Raw genomic sequence first — 19,562 nt, 5'->3', positions numbered from 1 at the left:
TTATGGAAGCAGGTGTATATTTATTAAGTAGAGTAAATTATTGCTACTAAATTGCATTTGCTATTGCTTTTTCATTAACTTTAGGTATTGACGCCGACGGAAACTTGGGGCGGCAGGTTTATCGCTATAAAGTGGATTAAACTATATGGTTTGATAAAAATTTTATCAAATGCGAAATTATTGTGCATTACACAATTATAATATAATTGACGCGAAATTTATTTGAATTAATATTTTGATTTTTGCCTTTAATACTATACTTTTAGTTTTTGCGTTTTAACGCTATAATTTTAGTTTTTAACTATTACCTGGCCTTATGTTATCGTTTACCAATTACCAAAATCCCGAAGCGGCAGTTATCAAATTATTAAAGTGCCTTGCTATTGGCATCGATCCTGTTTCCATTATTACTGAGTTAGAAAAACACCCTGATTATCCCAGTCTGCTGGCTATCAGTGATGTACTTACCGCGTTCGATATAGATAACGCGGCCTACCGGGTTGATGCCGAAAATATTGGCACTGTTCCCTGTCCCTTTATTGCGCATACCAACTTAAACGGCGGCGATTTTTTAACGATAGAAAAAATTACCGGCGACACCGTTTTAGCCAGCAGCGACAAATGGAACCGCCATACTTTAGGCCTTGATGAGTTTAAAAAAATGTTCCAGGGCGTGGTATTAACTGCCGAACCATCACAGGCCTATAAAACAACTAAAAGCCTTACAACGGTTTTAAGCTTGATAAAAAACCCGGCGATTGCAGCGGTACTGTTGCTCATACTGCTGGGTGTGCTGCTGCATAACGGTTATTTTACTGATTTAACCTGGCAAACTGTATTGCTAACCCTTTTTAAAACCGCGGGGTTGGTAACATCCGTTCTGCTGCTGGTACAATCGATAGATAGTAACAACCCGCTGGTGCAAAAGCTTTGCCAGGCAAGCAGCAAAACCAATTGCAACGCCATATTATCATCAAAGGCCGCAAAAGTTTTCGATGGCCTTAGCTGGAGCGAGGTTGGCTTTTTTTACTTTGCGGGTACCTGGCTGTTGCTCCTTTTTGGCGGCGGCTCCGCTTTGGTTTGGTGGGTGCTGGCGGTTTTAAATATAGTAAGCCTGCCCTATACCGTTTATTCCATTTATTACCAGGCGCGGGTGGCCAAACAATGGTGCGTTTTATGTTGCACCGTGCAGGCGCTTTTATGGTTGGAGTTTGCATCAATTGCGCTTCGCACCCTCTCCTTTGGAGAGGGCCGGGGTGAGGCCACTATATCAGGTTTGGGTGAACTTATTCCCATTTTCACCTGCCTCCTGCTCCCTGTCATTTTATGGATGCTGTTAAAGCCTCTACTTTTAAGCCGGCAGCAACTGCGCCCATTAAAAAATCAGCTGCGAAAATTTAAATACAATACCGAACTGTTTAACAATGTGTTGGTGGCTCAGCCCAAATATTCCACGCCTGATGATGAATGGAGCATCGTGTTAGGCAATGTAGAGGCCAGCAATATAATTACTATGGTAACCAACCCCTATTGTCCGCCCTGCGCGAAAATGCATGCTTCGTTGGATGATTTGGTGAATAATAATGGAAATATACAGGCCCGGATAGTTTTTACAGCAAATAATACTGATAAAGATATTAAAACCCCTATAAGCCGCCACCTGATGGCCCTGAACGAACTCCCCGACAAAGCAATTGTAAAACAAGCCCTGCACGACTGGTACGAACAAAAGCAGAAAAACTACGAAGCCTGGGCAAAAGTGTACCCCGTGCAGCTAAACGAAGCAAATTTTTACAAGCTGGATAAGCAAAGCGACTGGGTAAAAATGGCAGAAGTAACCGCTACGCCCACAATGTTGCTTAACGGCTACCGCCTGCCTGATTTGTACCAGCTCCCCGATTTAAAATACATGCTTGAGTAAAGCACGTAAGATACTTTTCGCGAAAGTATAGGAGCATGCCCTTTTAAAAACACATGCAGCCTAATTTACCGGGGCGGAACACGGTAAAATTAATCAATTTATAATAAATTAATTTTATGAAAAAATTTGAAAAGCTCAGCAGAGCAGAAATGAAAAATGTATTAGGTGGCGTTATTGATCCAGGTGGCGGTTCGAGGTGCAGTACGGGATCTTGTACAATTGCAGTTTCAGGCCATGGCGATCAGCCGGGCGACTGTCAAACAAATTCAGCAAACAAGTGCGTTTGTGCAGCTCTTGATTACCCTGCAAGTGCTGTTGACGCGAAGTGCGTTAAATAATAATTAAAGGGTCCTTTCTGAGGACCCTTTAAAATTTTATCTATGAAATACAAGGTTACACTGCTACTATTGTTAGCATTTAAGCTGACATATAGTCAATTTAGCTATAGTCTAAAAGTTTTGGTTCCGGGTGCCGTAAATGGCAGTACTGCATATTTCAAGATTTGGGACTTTTATTCAAATCACAAATTTAAAAAGCTTGACTCAGCGGTCGTTGTAAATAGCGAATTTTCAATTAACGGCGTGCTAAATAAGCCATGTGAAAGGGCCGTTTTGTCTGTAAAAGAAAATGGTATTGAAAAAATTTATTTGCAATTGATTGTTGATAGCGGGATTAATAAGATTATAATAACTAAAGTCGATAGCGATTATTATGAAAACAAATTAAGGAATACCACCTTCAATTCAATATCTAATTTAATCGACAATAAAATTGATAGTTTAAATAGAAAATTCGAAGGAAATAAAAACCTGACCTCAGCTTACAAACAAGAATCGAAACTTGAAGTAATAAAGCAATTTCCCAATAGCTTTTATAGTTTAATTGCGTTACGTATATTATCAAATCAGGTCGACAGAGAACAGGCATCCTTGATCAAAACATTTCAAGTATTAGATGAATCTTTACGACGGTCGGCATTAGGCTTAGAGACGGATTCAATATTATTAAGTGAAACTACCGCAATAAACCAAGTTAAGGCCGGCAACAAAGTTCCGCAGTTTTTTGTGAAGACGGCTAACGGTAAGATTTTCGCAAATGGTAGCCTAACAGGAAAACCATATATTATTGCATTTTCCGCAACTTGGTGTATCCCATGCCAAATTTATCAAAAAAAACTCCTCTCAATATATCATAGATATAAAAGCAAAAACCTAAAAGTGGTATATTTTAACCTTGATGATGATGTTGTAAAATGGAGAAAACATATAATCGAAAAAAAACTTGATTGGATTAATGTATCTGAACGAACCAAATTTAAGGATAGTAAAATTGCCAAGCAGTTTTATGCCATTTCAATTCCGTTGTATATTATTGTTGATAAAACAGGAACTATCATTTACAATGGGGATGAGTCTCAAGATACTGACTATAATTATTTGGAACAAACAGTAAATAATTACCTTAAAGATTGACAGCGATAACCCGCACACCAACCAAAAAATGGCAGATTTACGCAGCACCATATACTGGAACCCCAACATCATAACCGATAAAGACGGCAAAGCATCGTTTGAATATTTTAACGCCGATGGCAAAGGTACTTACCGGGTTGTTGTTGAAGGTATTGATGCGGATGGCAATTTGGGGCGGCAGGTTTTGAGGTATAAGGTAGAATAATGAATATATGATTAAACGCTTATTATTTCTTTGTTTTCTGCTGCCTTGCCTGGCTTTTGGCCAGGCAGGTAAGGATAGTATCTTTCAGAATAACCTGCACAAAAATATTGCTGCAACCCTAAACGCCTTCACAGCCAATCACCCTATAGAAAAAGCCTACCTCCAATTCGACAAACCCTATTATGCTATTGGCGATACCATTTATTTTAAAGCCTATGTAACCATCAGCGCACAACATAAACTGTCCGCAATGAGTGGTATATTAAATGCTGAACTAATCAGTCCTGACAATAAAATCGCCCGCTCACTAAAATTGCAAATGATTGCTGGCGTAGCCTGGGGTGATTTTACGCTGACCGATACCTTAAAAGGTGGCAACTACCGCGTTAGAGCATACACCAACTGGATGCGCAGTGAGGGCGAAACCGCTTTCTTTGAGCAAGCACTCCCGGTAGGCAGCGCATTTGCAGCCCGAATCCCCGAGAGCGGGCAACCGAAAAATAGAAAAGCTGTTGCGAACATAACAGCTAAGAAGTTCGATGTGCAGTTCATGCCGGAACGCGGTAGCCAGGTAGGCGGCAATTACTCAAAAATAGCATTTAAGGCTATTGCGCCGGGGGGGCTAGGGACTGATATTACTGGAACTATTAAAGATGAGACAGGCTTAGAGATATGCAAATTTGCATCGTCTCATTTGGGGATTGGATCATTCAATTTAGTGCCTGAAGTGGGTAAAACCTATAAAGCCGACATAACTTACGCAGACGGCACAACAAGCGTTATCGACTTGCCAAAGGCAGTAAGCAATGGCTATACAATCAGTTTAAATAACAATAACCCTGATACAGTACGAATACGAATAACAGCAGGCAATGAAGCAACGGCGGGTAAATTAAGCCTGGTTGCGCAAGCAGGCGGCGTAGTTTATTACGCGGCCGAAAAACAGGGCGACAGCAAAATATTTTCGGCAGCTATACCAAAAAGTAAATTCCCGACGGGTATTATACAATTCACCTTGTTTTCGCAAAACGACGAACCATTGAATGAACGCCTCGTATTCATTAATCACCACGACCAGCTAAAGCTCAATTTAAAAGCAGATAAACAAGAATACACCATTCGCCATAAAGTAAAGCTTAACCTAAGCCCAAAAGATAAAGATGGCAAACCGGTAACCGGTAGTTTTTCCGTGGCGGTAACCGACGAAACAAAGGTTGCGGTCGATTCGCTTAATGAAAATACGATACTGACAAACCTGCTGCTTACCTCGGAACTGAAAGGGAACATAGCACAACCAAGTTATTATTTTGCGAGTGCGGACGAGAAAACCCAAATAGATCTGGATAACCTGATGCTCACACAGGGATACCGCCATTTTGATTGGAAGAAAATACTATCAGACACCGTTGCAACAAATATTTACCAGCCCGAAAAAGCGATGCAGGTATCGGGGACAGTAAAAAGAAATGGCAAACCGGTGCCAGGTGCACAGGTTAAACTTTTTAGCAAAGCCGGCGGTATGTTTATGCTCGATACGCTGACTGACGTGCATGGAAAGTTTGCTTTTAAAGACTTATTATTTGCCGACAGTACAAAATTTATTGTACAATCGAAGCTTAAAAAAGGGCAGGATGATGTTACACTTGAACTGGATACCATTCAGCCACCAAGGGTAACCATAGATAAGTTCGGTTCTGGTAAATATTTGCAAACAAGTGTTTCAGCCGCTGATATTTCAACTTATGTTATCAATCAGAAGCAGTTTTATGAAGAGCAACAAAAATATGGCATAAATAAGCACCCCATTATTTTAAAGGGAGTAAAGGTAGAAGCAAAGTATGAACCTAAAATTCCGCATTCTGAAAACCTAAATGGTTCTGGAAACGCCGATTACGTGTTTACATCAAAAGATATTGAAAAATTTAATTGTGCTAGGCTTGCTGAATGTCTGTCAGGTAGACTGCCTGGACTGCGTTTTAGAAACGGGATTCCAGAGAGTATGGCCGTTGTGATAGATGGCAACTTTGTTGATGTTGATCTATTTACTTCTATAAACCCGGATGATATAGAGGGGATAGAAATAATCCTCGGGCCACACTATGCTGCAATTTATGGAACCAGGATGGCTAATGGCGGAATTATTATAACCACTAAACGAGGCAAAAGAACCAAAGACTACTACCGCTACGCCCCCGGCGTAGTAACCTACATGCCCAAAGGCTTTTACAAAGTCCGCGAGTTTTACTCACCGCAATATGATAACCCGCACACCAACCAAAAAATGGCCGATTTACGCAGTACCATTTACTGGAACCCCAACATCATAACCGATAAAGACGGCAAAGCTTCGTTTGAATATTTTAACGCCGATGGCAAGGGTACTTACCGGGTTGTTGTCGAGGGCATTGATGCAGATGGTAATTTGGGGCGGCAGGTTTTTAGGTATAAGGTGGAGTAAAAAATATATGATTAAACGCTTATTGTTTCTTTGTTTGATTTTGCCATGTTTGGCCTTTAGCCAGGCAAATAAGGATAGTACCTTTCAAAATAACCAGCACAAAAACATTGCCGCAACCCTGAATGCTTACACAACCAATTACCCTACCGAAAAAGCCTACCTCCAATTCGACAAACCCTACTATGCTATTGGCGATACCGTTTATTTTAAAGCCTACGTAACCATTGCCGCGCAGCATAAACTGTCCGCAATGAGTGGTATATTATATGCTGAACTAATCAATCCCGACAATAAAATCGCCTGGTCACTAAAGCTGCAGATGCTTGCCGGGGTAGCCTGGGGTGATTTTACGCTTGCGGATACCTTAAAAGGCGGCAACTACCGCGTTAGAGCATACACCAACTGGATGCGCAATGAGGGTGAAACCGCTTTCTTTGAGCAAACCTTACTGGTTGGCAGCGCAGTTGCAGCCCGAATCCCCGAGAGCGGACAACCGAAAAATAAAAAAGCTGTTGCGAACTTAACAGCTAAGAAGTTCGATGTGCAGTTTATGCCAGAAGGCGGTAGCCTGGTAGCCGGCAATTACTCAAAAATAGCATTTAAGGCTATTGGTGCCGATGGATTAGGTATCGATATAAAAGGCGCCGTCACAGATGAAACAGGCGCCGGGGTATCCACATTTGCATCAACCCATTTGGGGATAGGTGCATTCAATTTTGTGCCTGTAGTTGGCAAAACCTATAAAGCAAACATAACCTATGCGGATAGCACAACAAATACCGTAGAACTACCAAAAGCGATAAACAATGGCTATACAATCAGCTTAAATAACGCTAACCCTGATACGATAAGAATACGGATAACAGCAGGCAATGAAGCAACCAGCGGAAAACTAAGCCTGGTTGCCCAGTCGGGCGGCGTGGTTTATTACGCTGCCGAAAAGCAGGGCGACAGTAAAATATTTTCAGCTACTATACCTAAAAGCAAATTCCCAACGGGTATTATACAATTCACCTTGTTTTCGCAAAATGGTGAACCGCTTAACGAGCGGCTTGCATTTATCAATCATCACGACCAATTAAATCTCAATTTAAAAACGGATAAACCGGGATACACCATACGCCAAAAAGTAAAGTTTAAGCTAAATCCAAAAGATAAAAACGGCAAATCTGTTACCGGGAGTTTTTCGGTGGCGGTAACGGATGAAACAAAGGTTCCGGTTGATACCCTGAACGAAAACGGCATATTAACAAATTTGCTACTCACATCGGAATTAAAAGGAAACATCGAGCAGCCGGGTTATTATTTTACCAACACCGATACAAAAGTGCAAACAGATTTAGATAACCTGCTGCTTACTCAGGGCTACCGCCAATTTGAATGGAAAAGAATATTGTCAGACACCCTTGCAACAAATATTTACCAGCCCGAAAAGGCAATGCAAATATCGGGCACAGTAAAGCGCAATGGTAAGCCTGTACAAGGTGCACAGGTTAAACTTTTTAGTAAAACTGGCGGCATGTTTATGCTGGATACACTGACCGATGTGAATGGTAAATTTGCGTTCAAAGACCTAATATTTGCCGACAGTACAAAATTTGTTGTGCAGTCGAGGGTAAAAAAGGGACAAGATGATGTGACGCTTGAACTGGATACAATTCAGGCACCACAGCTAACTATAAAAAGTTACGGCTCAGGTCAATATGCGCAGGCGAATGTTTCAGTTGCCGATATTTCTACTTATGTTATCAATCAAAAACAATTTTATGAAGAGCAGCAAAAGTATGGCATAAATAAGCATCCCATTGTTTTAAAGGGAGTAAAGGTAGAAGCAAAGTACGAACCTAAAATTCCGCATTCTGAAAACTTAAATGGCTCTGGTAATGCCGACCAAATTTTAACAGCGAAAGATATTGAGCGTTTTATTTGTGGAAAGCTTTCTGATTGCCTGATAGGGGTATTGAATGGCATTAAATTTCAAAACGGTGTGCCCCAAGTTGGAGCCTTAGTTATAGATGGTACATTTGTAGACGTAGAGACATTTATTGACCTGAGACCCGATGACATTGAGGGTATAGAAGTGATTCACGGAGCACATTACGGAGCTATATACGGTACAAGAATGGCTAACGGTGGATTAATAATCACCACCAAAAGAGCAAAAAAACAAAACAACTACTACCGCTACGCCCCCGGCGTAGTAACCTATATGCCCAAAGGGTTTTACAAAGCCCGCGAGTTTTATTCGCCGCAATACGATAACCCGCACACCAACCAAAAAATGGCAGATTTACGCAGCACCATTTACTGGAACCCCAACATCATAACCGATAAAGACGGCAAAGCATCGTTTGAATATTTTAACGCCGATGGCAAAGGTACTTACCGGGTTGTTGTTGAAGGTATTGATGCGGATGGCAATTTGGGGCGGCAGGTGTTTAGGTATAAAGTGGAATAAATTATGACGTTTGGTAAAAATGTTATCAAACGCGAAATAATTGTGTATCACGCAATTGTAAAAGTAATTGACGCGAAATTTATTTACATTAATATTTTGATTTTTGCTTTTAACGCTATACATTTAGTTTTTAACTATTACCTAACCTTATGCATTCATTTACAAGTCACCAATACATTATCACCCGAATAGACAGGTTAATAACACATCTGTTTACCGCTTTTTTAGCAACTATATGCTGTAAACGGTTTTGTTCCCCGTTACCATTACCTGGTGTTGTTAAACCTATTTGCCTAAAAGCAGAAGTACACGCGACGTCCATAATGTTGCTTAACGGCTACCGCCTGCCTGATTTGTACCTGCTGTCCGATTTAAAATACATGCTTGAGTAAAGCGTATAAGATACTTTGTGCACAAAAGTAAAGGAGCGTGCCCTTTGAAACACATGCCGCCAGCCGGGGTGTTACCGGTATAAAACTAAAATACACTTATATGAAAAAGCAACAAAAGTTAAGCAGAAATGAAATGAAAGCCGTTACAGGTGGCATCAGGCAGGACCAGGTTTGGGTTATCTGTAACATTAATGGCACTAACCAACAAGTGTTAAGTCCGTGCGCCCCATGCCCTCACTGTCCTAACAATGGATCATGGGTTTCGTACGCATATGCTGGTGATGCAGACCGTTGTCCTTGCCTGTTATAAGCCTGGGCATCAATAAATATTGGCAGTTAGTATTTGCTAACTGCCAATTGTTAAGGAACGATAAAAGAACATGAAAAAATGGGTTATGATGCTGTTATTATTTCTTGTTATGCGTGGTAAGACTTTTTGTAAGCAAAAATTTGAGATAAATTGCCAATACCTCGGCTCCACGCAAAAAGCAAAGCATCATTCGAATATTAACGCCGATGGTTAAGGTACTTACCGCATTGTTGTTGAAGGCATTGATGCAGATGGTAATTTGGGGCAGCTGCTGTTTAAGTTTGAGTAAATGTCAATTTAAAAATATAAATTCGTTAATAAATAATACGTCCTATGCCTTTCACCCACTATAAACAACCTGATCAAATGGACTGCGGCCCTACCTGCTTACGCATGGTGGCAAAGCACTACGGGCGTAATTTTAAGGTGCAAACACTGCGGAAGCTTTGTGAAATAAACCGCGAAGGCGTTTCGCTGCTGGGCATAAGCGATGCTGCAGAAAAAACGGGCTTTCGTTCGCTGGGGGTGAAACTTAGTGTATCCCAGCTAAAAGAGGCCGAACTACCCTGTATTTTACACTGGCGCCAAAATCACTTTGTGGTGCTGTATAAAATAAAAAACCATAAGTATTACCTCGCCGACCCGGCTGCCGGCCTGGTAACCCTTAACGAAGCTGATTTTACCCGCAATTGGGTTGGCGATAAAGAAAACGAAGAAGGCATAGCCCTCCTATTAGCTCCAACCCCGCAATTTTACGAGCAGGACGACGAAAAAGGCACCGAGGTTAGCTGGTCGTTTTTGTTTAGGTATCTGATTGCCTATCGTAAACTGGTTTTGCAATTGCTTTTCGGACTGGGCATAGGCAGTTTGCTACAATTGATCGCGCCGTTTTTAACGCAATCGGTGGTGGATATCGGTATTAATACCCGTAACCTCAATTTCGTCTACATTATTCTTATCGCCCAAACAGCGCTAATACTTGGCCGGGTAAGCGTAGAATTTATCCGCAGCTGGATACTGCTGCACATCAGTACACGCATCAACATATCCATCCTTACCGATTTTTTGATAAAGCTGATGAAGCTGCCCATGAGTTTTTTCGATACCAAAATGACGGGCGACATTATGCAGCGCATGAACGACCAGAGAAACATCCAGACCTTTTTAACAGGGTCGACCCTGAGCACTGTATTCAGTATGTTTAACCTGGCAGTGTTTTCGGTTGTGCTGGCCTACTATAACATCGGAGTGTTTTTTGTATTTGCGGTGAGCAGCGCATTGTACATTGGCTGGATAGTGCTTTTCTTAAAACGCCGCCGCGCCTTAAACTATAAAAGTTTTGAGGTATCGGCCAAAAACCAAAGCAGCATTGTGCAGCTGATAGGCGGCATGCAGGAAATTAAGCTCAACAACTGCGAACAACAAAAACGCTGGGAATGGGAGCACATACAGGCACGGCTATTTAAGTTCAACGTAAAAAACCTGGCGCTTAGCCAGTACCAGCAGGGCGGCGCTACATTTATAAACGAAGGAAAAAATATCCTCATTACATTTTTAAGCGCCCAGGCCGTAATAAACGGCAACCTGACGTTGGGTGCGATGGTTGCGGTGCAATATATTGTGGGTCAGTTGAGCAGTCCCATTGAACAGTTGCTGGGCTTTATTCAAGGTTTCCAAGATGCCAAAATTAGTTTGGAAAGGCTCAACGAAATCCACCAGATGGACGACGAAGAGCCGGTGAACAAGGAATGGAGCCACACCCTGCCCGAAAACAAAAGCCTCAGCATAAATAAACTGACATTCCGCTACCCGGGCGCAGGTAACGAACCTGTGTTGGAGGATATAGATCTGAGCATACCCGAAGGAAAAACCACAGCCATCGTAGGCATGAGCGGTAGTGGGAAAACCACTATTTTAAAGTTGCTGCTACGTTTTTACGAGCCGCAAAAAGGCGAGATAAAAGTTGGGGAGCAATCTATCAATAACATCGGCTTTAAAACATGGCGTGGCCAATGTGGTGTGGTTATGCAGGATGGTTTTATATTTTCCGAGTCCATTGAACGGAACATAGCCGTTGGCGATGACTACCCTGATAAGGAAAAACTGCGGCATGCCATAAAAGTGGCCAATATACAGGATTTTATAGATGGCCTGCCGCTGGGCTTAAACACAAAAATTGGCGCCGAAGGCAACGGGATAAGCCAGGGCCAGCGTCAGCGTATGCTGATAGCAAGGGCCGTTTATAAAAACCCGCAATACATATTTTTCGATGAAGCTACCAACGCGCTTGATGCCAATAACGAACGGGTAATAATGGACAACCTTGCCGAATTTTTTAAAGGACGGACCGTCGTAATTGTGGCTCACCGCCTAAGCACGGTAAGCAATGCTGACAACATTATATTACTGGACAAAGGCCGTATTGTTGAACAAGGTACACACCGCGAATTAACCGCATTAAAAGGCGACTATTATAAATTAGTGAAAAACCAATTGGAGTTAGGAACATAGCCCGCTTTCAACTAATCTCTAATCTCCAACCTCTAATCTCTAACACCATGCCATCAATATACACAGACAAGCTAAATCCGGATGCCCGCCACACCGACGACATGCAGGATATCATTACCGCAGTGCCGGGCTGGTTATTGCGTTGGGGTATCTCCTTGTTTTTTGGAATCCTGGTTTTGATAGTGCTGCTGGGCGCGTTAATAAAGTACCCCGATATAGTAAATGCCCAATTAAAGGTTGATTCGCCAAATTCGCCAAAGCCGGTAGTTTCAAAAATATCAGGCAAGCTTGTACAATTGCTTGTGAACGAAAAGCAGGTGGTTACCGCTGGTGAGCCGCTTGCCTATCTTGAAAGCACTGCAGATCATGATAAAGTGCTGGCTTTGCTGGCCAATGTTAAACTGTTGCAACTGCAGTTAGCGCAAAATAAACCGCTAAATAATCTGGTTGTTGGCCAGGCCGGGAACACCCAGCTTGGTGAATTGCAAGCTGCCTACCAGGCTTTTTCGCAGGAGTACCTTGCTTATAAATCGACAATTGACAATGGTTTTTTGATTAAAAAGAAAGCCTATCTGCAAAAGGATTTAAGTAACCTATCGGTCCAGCAGCAACAGCTTAATAGCCAAAAAAACATCGAACAGCTCGATTTTTCGCTCACAGATGACGAATACGAAATGCACAAAAAACTCGCTCAGCAAAAAGTAGAAACCAAAGCAGAGCTGCGGCAGGAAGAGAGCAAATACCTGGCAAAAAAAACTTCACTGCTGCAAACTGAATCGGCTATAATAAATGGCGATAATAATTACGCCGCCAAGCAAAAGGAAATTTTAGAGTTGGATAACCAGGTGTTGGAAGAAAAATCGAAGTTTTTGCAGGCGCTTAACAGTCTTATCAGCACAGCAGAGGACTGGAAAAATAAATATGTATTAACAGCATCGCAGGCGGGCAAATTGTCGTACGCGGGTATTATTCAAAAAAACCAGGTGCTAACCGCCGGGCAGGAGGTTTTTTATATCGACCCCGGTAATGAGGCGTTTTTTGGCGAGATGACTATTTCGCAAAATAACATGGGCAAGGTTAAAGAAGGGCAGGAAGTGCTGGTAAAGCTAAGGAGCTACCCTTTTGAAGAATATGGCATGATTCGCGGCCGGATAAAATACATTGCTGATGTACCTTATAAGGACAGCATCTTTATCTCGAAGGTTGATTTTAAAATAAAAAACTCGTCTGATTTAAGAAAACCCATCCATCTGAAGCAGGGCATGGTGGCCGATGCGGAGATAATTACGCAGGATGCCACAATTCTACAGCGCATTACCCGTAGTTTCTTTAAAATATTAGGCAATAAGTAAATTTAATGGTCTAAAAATCAAATTGATAGGGCTGTTTTGAATTTCAAACTAAAGTTTTAAGGAATAAAATTTTTCTTTTTTAAAAAGATCGGTATATTTATAAACCCAATTTAAATACCCGGTTTTTTTGCTTTTTTAATGCATTGCTTTATAAATACTTAGCTTTCTTTTTGACTGGAAGTAAAGAGCCGTTTTTAATAGTATTGAAATAAACCGATAGTTTTTTAACTGCCTTACTAAAGGGTAAAAAAAATACGACCCGGGAACCGTTAGCGCACACAAAATTACTTTACATGAGAAAGATATTTTTTACGATTACTTTGTTATTCTCGATACAAACAATTGCTTTTTGCCAGGGCAGTAGCCCTGTTTTAGAAAACGCGGTTTCGAAGATAAAAACTACCATTACCGACCGTATTATTGAAAAAGCTTATTTACATTTCGACAGGCCTTACCCTTACTATGTAGCGGGTGATGTAATATATTTTAAAACTTATGTAACAATGGGCGAGCTGCACCAACCTTCCACCATAAGCGGTATATTGCATGTCGACCTTATTGGTAAAAACGATGCTTTGTTGCAAACAAAATCAATCCAGCTTACCAATGGGGTAGGATGGGGCGATTTTTCGTTGCCCGACACGTTGCAAAAAGGCAACTACCGCGTAAGGGCCTACACCAATTACATGCGTAATGGCGATCATGCTTACTTTTTCGACAAAAACATTTCCGTAAGTTCAATAAACAACGTCGACAGGGTAGCTGTGGTTAATAAAAAAGCCGGACAGCCGGCATTGCAGTTTTTCCCGGAGGGCGGTAACATGGTAACCGATGTTCACACGAAAGTAGCCTTTAAGGCAATAGGTGCAGATGGACTTGGCATTGATGTTAAGGGAGTAATTTTAGATGATGCCAATACCGAGGTAGTCAAAATTCCTTCAAGCCATTTGGGTATGGGTGTATTTGAGTTTGTCCCCGAAGAGGGTAAGAAATACAAAGCCAAAGTAACCTACAGTAATGGAACGCAAGCTACCGTTAATTTGCCCGATGCGGCTGCAAAAGGGATTGCACTGGCTGTTAATACGAACGACCCTTCGAAAATATCGATAGAAATAAGGGCCAACCGGGCTTATTATAAAGAAAACTTGAATAAAGAGGTGAACCTGTTGATATACTGGTCAGGTTCGGTAAAAAAGGTAAATACCAAGCTGGATAGCGAGGTTTTGGGGCTTGATTTGCCAACTGCGGGCATGAAAACGGGTATAATGCAAATAACCCTGTTTTCGGATAAAGGCGAACCGCTGAGCGAACGCCTGGCATTTATACAAAACCCCGACTTGCTTAATGTTGCAGTCACCAGCAATAAGTCATCATTTGGCAAACGCGAAAACGTATTGCTAAACTTTAATGCAAAAAGTACCGAAGGCCCGGCAAGAGGGTCGTTCTCGGTATCTGTTATAGATGAAAGCAAAATTTTGGTTGATGAAAATGCTGAAAGTACCATTCTTACCAATATTTTGCTAACGTCGGACTTAAAAGGATATGTTGAAAAGCCTAACTATTACTTTGCTAATGTAAATAACGAAACACGCGCCAACCTTGATGCTTTGATGCTTACCCAGGGCTATCGCCGTTTTGTTTGGAAACAACTTTTGGCTGATAACTCAACTACCACAGCAGCAGTTTATAAGCCAGAGCGGTTAATTGATATAACCGGTAAAGTAAAAACCAAGGCGGGGGCGCCTGTACCCAATGTAGCGGTTAACCTGGTGCCAAACGCCGGCGGAGGACTTAAAACTGCAACTACCGATGCTCAGGGAAATTTTAAATTCGCCGACATGGTTTTTGAAACGGGGGCGAGCTTTGTATTGAGAACAGATTCCAAATCGGGCAAAAATGCCGCTATTATAACGCTGGATGCGCCAGAAGCCGGTGCCGCCATCGACCCGGCCAACACAGTGGATGCCGATTATAACTCCAATGCCGATATACTTGCATCACTGCAAAATAGCCAAAAAGCAGGGCAGATGACCGCCAGCAACGACTCGCGGGTCTATTTAAAAGATGACCGCGTTGTTGGGCCTAAAAAAACTGCCTCCTATCGTTCATCAAACTTAGGTGGGCCAGGCCATGCCGACCAGGTAATTAATGGAGATAATTTTGTAAATGCACCTTCGCTTGTAACAGCGTTAAACGGCATTGCCCGCGATGTTGATTTTGAAAATGGTTTGCCATATTTAAAAACAGGCCAAACACTTACTCCCGGCGGAACTATGGGTAACCCAATGTTAATAGTTGTTGACGGCATTGTAGGTGGCCGGCAAATTGACGATATTCCGCCCCGAATGGTTGAAACGGTTGAAATTTTAAAACAAAATAATGCAACCATTTACGGTGTTAGGGGAGGTGCCGGGGTTATAGTTATTACAACCAGGCAAACGCTTGGGGCGGATGCAACAATTAGTAAAGAGATGTCGCCAGGTGTTTATTCATTTACACCTGCAGGGTTCTATAAGGCAAAAGAGTTTTATTCGCCGCAGTATAACGTAGCTGACGCCAGCAAAGGCCCGGATAACCGCACTACAATTTACTGGAACCCCAACGTGGTTACCGATTCAGGTGGCAATGGTGCAGTTAGTTTCTTTAATGCCGATGGTACCGGCACTTACCGGGTAGTTATTGAAGGCATTGACGTGAATGGCAATTTAGGCCGCCAGGTTTTTAAATACAAAGTTAACTAGTGCTGATGCCCGGCAACCGGCCGGGTAATTAAAAACACGTGGTTTAAAACATCGTGCCTGGCGGTTTTATTGATAAACCTGGGCATGATGTTTTCCTGCGGATAGTTTATAAACGATTTCAATATCGTGAATTTTGCCCTGCGTTTCACCAGGGTATCCATCGAGCGCCCGTTTACATAAAATACTGAAGCTTCGGTTGAGGTGAACTGGTCAAATTTATCAATCGGCACAAAGTCAACCGGCCGTTTGCAATAGAACTGGAAATTATTATTCTCGAACTTTACAGAATAGATATGCACGCTATCAAACTGTTTTTGATTGATGTATTGTGCGGCGGCGATTTCACCTTTGTAAGGTGTAATTTGATTAAACAGCACAGTATTTAAATAAAACCCCACAAATAGAGCAGCGGCACAGCTAAAAACAAAAAGGCGGAAATGTGCTTCCCTGATTCTTACAATGGCCGCAAAAATTATCAACCCAAACAAAACAACATCCACCCAAAAAAGTAAATAATTGGCCGGCCGTAAAAAGTAATTGAGCACTGCTACAATAATGGGTAACAGTATAATAGATACCCATTGCGAAATAGTCCTGAACTTTTCCTCAAGTTTACTTAGCTGGTTGACGTAAAACGGCGCTGTAAAAATGGCGAACAACGGAAATACCGAATTTGTATAGAACGGCAGTTGGAAGCCGGACAGTGAAAAAAGTACCAACAATAACAACCCACCGCCAATGGTATAATACTCCGCCAGTTTTTCACCGCGAAATATCTGCTTTATGTTTTTAAACACAGCGTAATAAAATACCAGGCACCAAGGTGCAAAGGCCCAAAGCAGTGTATGTAAGTAAAAGAATTTACTACCTGTATCTTCACGACTTATTGGTCCGGAGTTTATGAAACGACCAAATTGACTATCCCACAAAAACCACTTAATACCTGATACGTTGTGCCTGCCAAATGTCGTTTTTTCGGGATGCAGATCAAACTGGGTGTAAAGGGCATACAACTCGGGCAGCACAAATACGATAGTAAGCACTCCCAGGGCCAGCCACTTCAGCTTAAATATCTGCTTAAATTGTTTTTGAAAAATAAGCTGGCCAAGCAGGGCACCATAAATAGCGATTATCACAAATATGCCTTTGGTCATTATAGCGCAGGCGGTAAGCAGTGCCGCCATCAATAATTGCCCCCAACTATAACGCTCATTCAGTTTAGCTATGTGATAAATGGCGCCTGGTATCAACGCCATAAGGTAGGGCTCGGCCCTGGTGTCGGTATTTGAAAGTAATACCTCTACTGCCGTCATCAATATCATAACTGCGGTAAAGGCAACCTGCCATCCGTAATACCTGCGCGCAAGCAGCCAGGTATAAACAAGGCTCAGCGTAAAAAAAAGTAAAGCAGGTAAGCGATAGGCCCAAACGCTTACGCCAAATAACTTAAAGCTGGCCAATACCATCCAAAACGGAAAATGTGGTTTGTCCAGCCAATCCTGGTTATAGGTGTAGAGTTCAAAAAAATCCTTTTTATAAAGGAGCGTTTTGGCTATGGTCGCATACAGACCGGGGTCGTCGGTAAAAAAGTTGACGTTTATGCCGGCAAAATTAACAGCAAGCGCCACTACAAATAATAACAGGTAAAATATCTTATTTGTATCCCTCATTTAATTGCGCGGCGATTTATAAATACCCGGCAAATATAAGGTATGCGGTTAAATAAAACAGCCGGGAAGAATAGGCGCAGGGTTTAAAACAAAAAACCTCACACCCTGTGGGCGTGAGGCCAAAAATCACAACAATTGTTTAACCTTTCGGTCAATTCCTAACTGCAATATGATTCTGATATTTAGAACGTTACAATATTGTTTTTGTTTTGTATTCGGCACCCGATTTTTAAATATTTTCGAATAGTAGTTTAAACAGGGGTAAAAGGCTGTTAACGCATATTGTTATGAGGCCATTATTGATAATTAGACGCTAATTTGACACTAAAAGTCCAAATTTTCAGTTTATCTTTATAACAAATTATAACCAATAAAATATTTATTATGAAAGCAGTATTTCAAATTAAGGCGCTATCATTTTTACTATGTGCCGTTTTACTATCTACGGCAGCTATGGCGCAAAGCCCGCACAAAGGCGTAAAAGGCAGGGTGGCCGGTGCAAATATCACCATCCGTTACGGTAGCCCTTTTGTTAAAGGCCGTAAAATTTGGGGAGGTCTTGAGCCATACGGTAAAGTTTACCGCGCAGGCGCCGATTCGGCGACAACTTTTACTACCGACAAAGACATTACCGTTGAAGGTAAAAAATTAGCAAAAGGCAAATACGCATTTTTTGTTATCCCTGTTGAAAAAGGCCAGTGGACCGTTATTTTTAACAAAACAGCCGAGCAATGGGGCGCATTTAAATACGACCAGGCACAGGATGCACTGCGTGTAATGGTAACCCCTAAAGCACATGCAATGACAGAATCATTGACTTACGTATTCAGCAAAAGTGGTTTTAGTATGGATTGGGATAAAATAAGCATCCCGGTTTCGATAAAATAATTTACGCTGATAAATTACCATTAAGAGCCTTCCGTATTTACGGAGGGCTTTTTTGTGCCCTAAAACCGGCATATTGCTATATTTACCGCGCATGTTAAGTAATACCGTTAAAAAGCAACTAAAGTTTAAAGCAATAACAATAGCCGCACTGCTTGCAGCTATTTTTTTGCTGATGTTTTTTGCAGGTTACCCGCGTGCTGTGGAACGCTATTTTTCTGAAAGCCTTTACCCCGTAGTTTGTTACCTGCTGCATCCCGTGCTCAATGTTTTTCCGTTTAGTGTGGGCGACGTGCTGTACATTTTTGTAATAGGCTATTTGTTTTTTGCTTTGTACCGTTTTATAAAACTGCTTTTTAAAAAGCAGTTTATGCCTGCTGTTTTTTTGGCAGGTGGCATTATTATAAAAGTACAGGCTGCCATTTTGATATTTTATTTGTTTTGGGGGATGAACTACTTTCGGCCATCTGCCGGTGAAAGGTTAAACCTTAGGGATACCAGTTACACTACGGCAAATCTGAAGGCGGTTACAACTATGCTTATTGACAGCGCCAATGCTACCCGGGCCCGTTTAACACCTGCCGATTTTGGGCAACCAAACTCAACAATATACCAAAATGCAGTAGCCGCAATCAGTAAGTTATCGGCTGATTCTATTCAATTTCGCAGCTATCATCCCGGCGTAAAGCCATCTATATTAACGCCAGTATTAAATTATATCGGTACCTCGGGATATTTTAACCCGTTTACCGGCGAGGCGCAAATAAACTACCAGATGCCTGTTTTTAACCGCCCGGTAGTTGCCTGTCATGAAATGTCGCACCAGATGGGCTATGGGCCCGAGGATGAAGCAGACTTTGTGGGCTTTTTAGCAGGAATAAATTCGCACGATAAACTGCTGCGCTATTCAGCCTATCACCTTGCAGTTGACGAATTTATGCATGCGCTGTATTACCGTGACAGCCTGGCTAATAAAGAACTAAAGCCCCGGGTATCAAAAGCCGTTCACCAGGATTTTGTGAACGAACGGGCCTATTGGCGGGCCTACCAAAGCAGGGCTGAAATAATTACCAGTATTTTTTACGACAAGTTTTTAAAAGTAAACAACCAACCCCAGGGCCTTGAAACCTACAACCGCATGATTTTACTGGTAATGGCGATGTATGAGAAAAGAGTTCATAGTTGAT

At 41.9% G+C, this 19,562-nt stretch carries 14 protein-coding genes; 13 read left to right on the top strand and 1 reads right to left on the bottom strand.

Features of this window, described 5'->3' with window-relative positions; genetic code table 11:
- Positions 1-316 precede the first annotated feature (316 nt).
- From NAF19_RS03200 to NAF19_RS03155, 11 genes are all read left to right on the top strand, one after another.
- A complete protein-coding gene (locus NAF19_RS03200) occupies positions 317-1,921 on the top strand; it encodes a vitamin K epoxide reductase family protein (protein ID WP_252788305.1) in 1,605 nt (534 codons plus the stop codon).
- 116 nt (positions 1,922-2,037) lie between these two features.
- A complete protein-coding gene (locus tag NAF19_RS03195) occupies positions 2,038-2,259 on the top strand; it encodes a bacteriocin-like protein (protein WP_252788304.1) in 222 nt (73 codons plus the stop codon).
- Positions 2,260-2,301: 42 nt separating this feature from the next.
- A complete protein-coding gene (locus NAF19_RS03190; protein ID WP_252788303.1) occupies positions 2,302-3,393 on the top strand; it encodes a TlpA disulfide reductase family protein in 1,092 nt (363 codons plus the stop codon).
- A 28-nt stretch (positions 3,394-3,421) separates the two neighbouring features.
- Positions 3,422-3,598 (top strand): hypothetical protein, encoded by a 177-nt coding sequence (locus NAF19_RS03185; protein WP_252788302.1) that lies wholly within the window; start codon positions 3,422-3,424, stop codon positions 3,596-3,598.
- A gap of 7 nt (positions 3,599-3,605) precedes the next feature.
- Positions 3,606-6,056: a carboxypeptidase-like regulatory domain-containing protein gene (locus NAF19_RS03180; RefSeq protein ID WP_252788301.1), complete on the top strand. Its 2,451-nt coding sequence runs from the start codon at positions 3,606-3,608 to the stop codon at positions 6,054-6,056.
- Positions 5,968-8,514, top strand: coding sequence for a TonB-dependent receptor (locus NAF19_RS03175; RefSeq protein WP_252788300.1), 2,547 nt, complete (start codon positions 5,968-5,970; stop codon positions 8,512-8,514). The genes NAF19_RS03180 and NAF19_RS03175 overlap by 89 nt, the downstream gene beginning before the upstream one ends.
- A gap of 149 nt (positions 8,515-8,663) precedes the next feature.
- Positions 8,664-8,906, top strand: a complete 243-nt coding sequence (locus NAF19_RS03170) for a hypothetical protein (RefSeq protein ID WP_252788299.1) — start codon at positions 8,664-8,666, stop codon at positions 8,904-8,906.
- Positions 8,907-9,006: 100 nt separating this feature from the next.
- Complete coding sequence (locus NAF19_RS30910) at positions 9,007-9,216, top strand: bacteriocin-like protein (protein WP_295796539.1); 210 nt, start codon at positions 9,007-9,009, stop codon at positions 9,214-9,216.
- Between the two features lie 333 nt (positions 9,217-9,549).
- Complete coding sequence (locus NAF19_RS03165) at positions 9,550-11,727, top strand: peptidase domain-containing ABC transporter (RefSeq protein ID WP_252788298.1); 2,178 nt, start codon at positions 9,550-9,552, stop codon at positions 11,725-11,727.
- Between the two features lie 47 nt (positions 11,728-11,774).
- On the top strand, positions 11,775-13,079 hold the full coding sequence (locus NAF19_RS03160; RefSeq protein WP_252788297.1) for an HlyD family secretion protein: 1,305 nt from the start codon (positions 11,775-11,777) through the stop codon (positions 13,077-13,079).
- Positions 13,080-13,372: 293 nt separating this feature from the next.
- The gene (locus NAF19_RS03155; protein ID WP_252788296.1) at positions 13,373-15,820 is read left to right on the top strand and encodes a carboxypeptidase-like regulatory domain-containing protein; all 2,448 of its coding nucleotides are present in this window, start codon (positions 13,373-13,375) and stop codon (positions 15,818-15,820) included.
- Here the strand turns inward: NAF19_RS03155 and NAF19_RS03150 are convergent.
- The gene (locus NAF19_RS03150) at positions 15,817-17,490 is read right to left on the bottom strand and encodes an ArnT family glycosyltransferase (protein ID WP_252788295.1); all 1,674 of its coding nucleotides are present in this window, start codon (positions 17,488-17,490) and stop codon (positions 15,817-15,819) included. The genes NAF19_RS03155 and NAF19_RS03150 overlap by 4 nt on opposite strands.
- A gap of 384 nt (positions 17,491-17,874) precedes the next feature.
- On the opposite strand from NAF19_RS03150, the gene NAF19_RS03145 reads away from it, so the two are divergent.
- The gene (locus tag NAF19_RS03145) at positions 17,875-18,378 is read left to right on the top strand and encodes a DUF2911 domain-containing protein (protein ID WP_252788294.1); all 504 of its coding nucleotides are present in this window, start codon (positions 17,875-17,877) and stop codon (positions 18,376-18,378) included.
- Between the two features lie 91 nt (positions 18,379-18,469).
- Positions 18,470-19,561 carry a DUF3810 domain-containing protein gene (locus tag NAF19_RS03140; protein WP_252788293.1) on the top strand — a complete coding sequence of 364 codons (1,092 nt, stop codon included), beginning with the start codon at positions 18,470-18,472 and terminating at the stop codon, positions 19,559-19,561.
- Position 19,562: the final 1 nt, after the last annotated feature.

Origin of the sequence: Mucilaginibacter flavidus (assembly GCF_024055575.1) — a bacterium.
Taxonomy (GTDB): Bacteria; Bacteroidota; Bacteroidia; order Sphingobacteriales; family Sphingobacteriaceae; genus Mucilaginibacter; species Mucilaginibacter flavidus.
The sequence above is the reverse complement of the archived record's forward strand: the minus strand, read 5'-3'. Positions and strand labels throughout refer to the sequence as shown.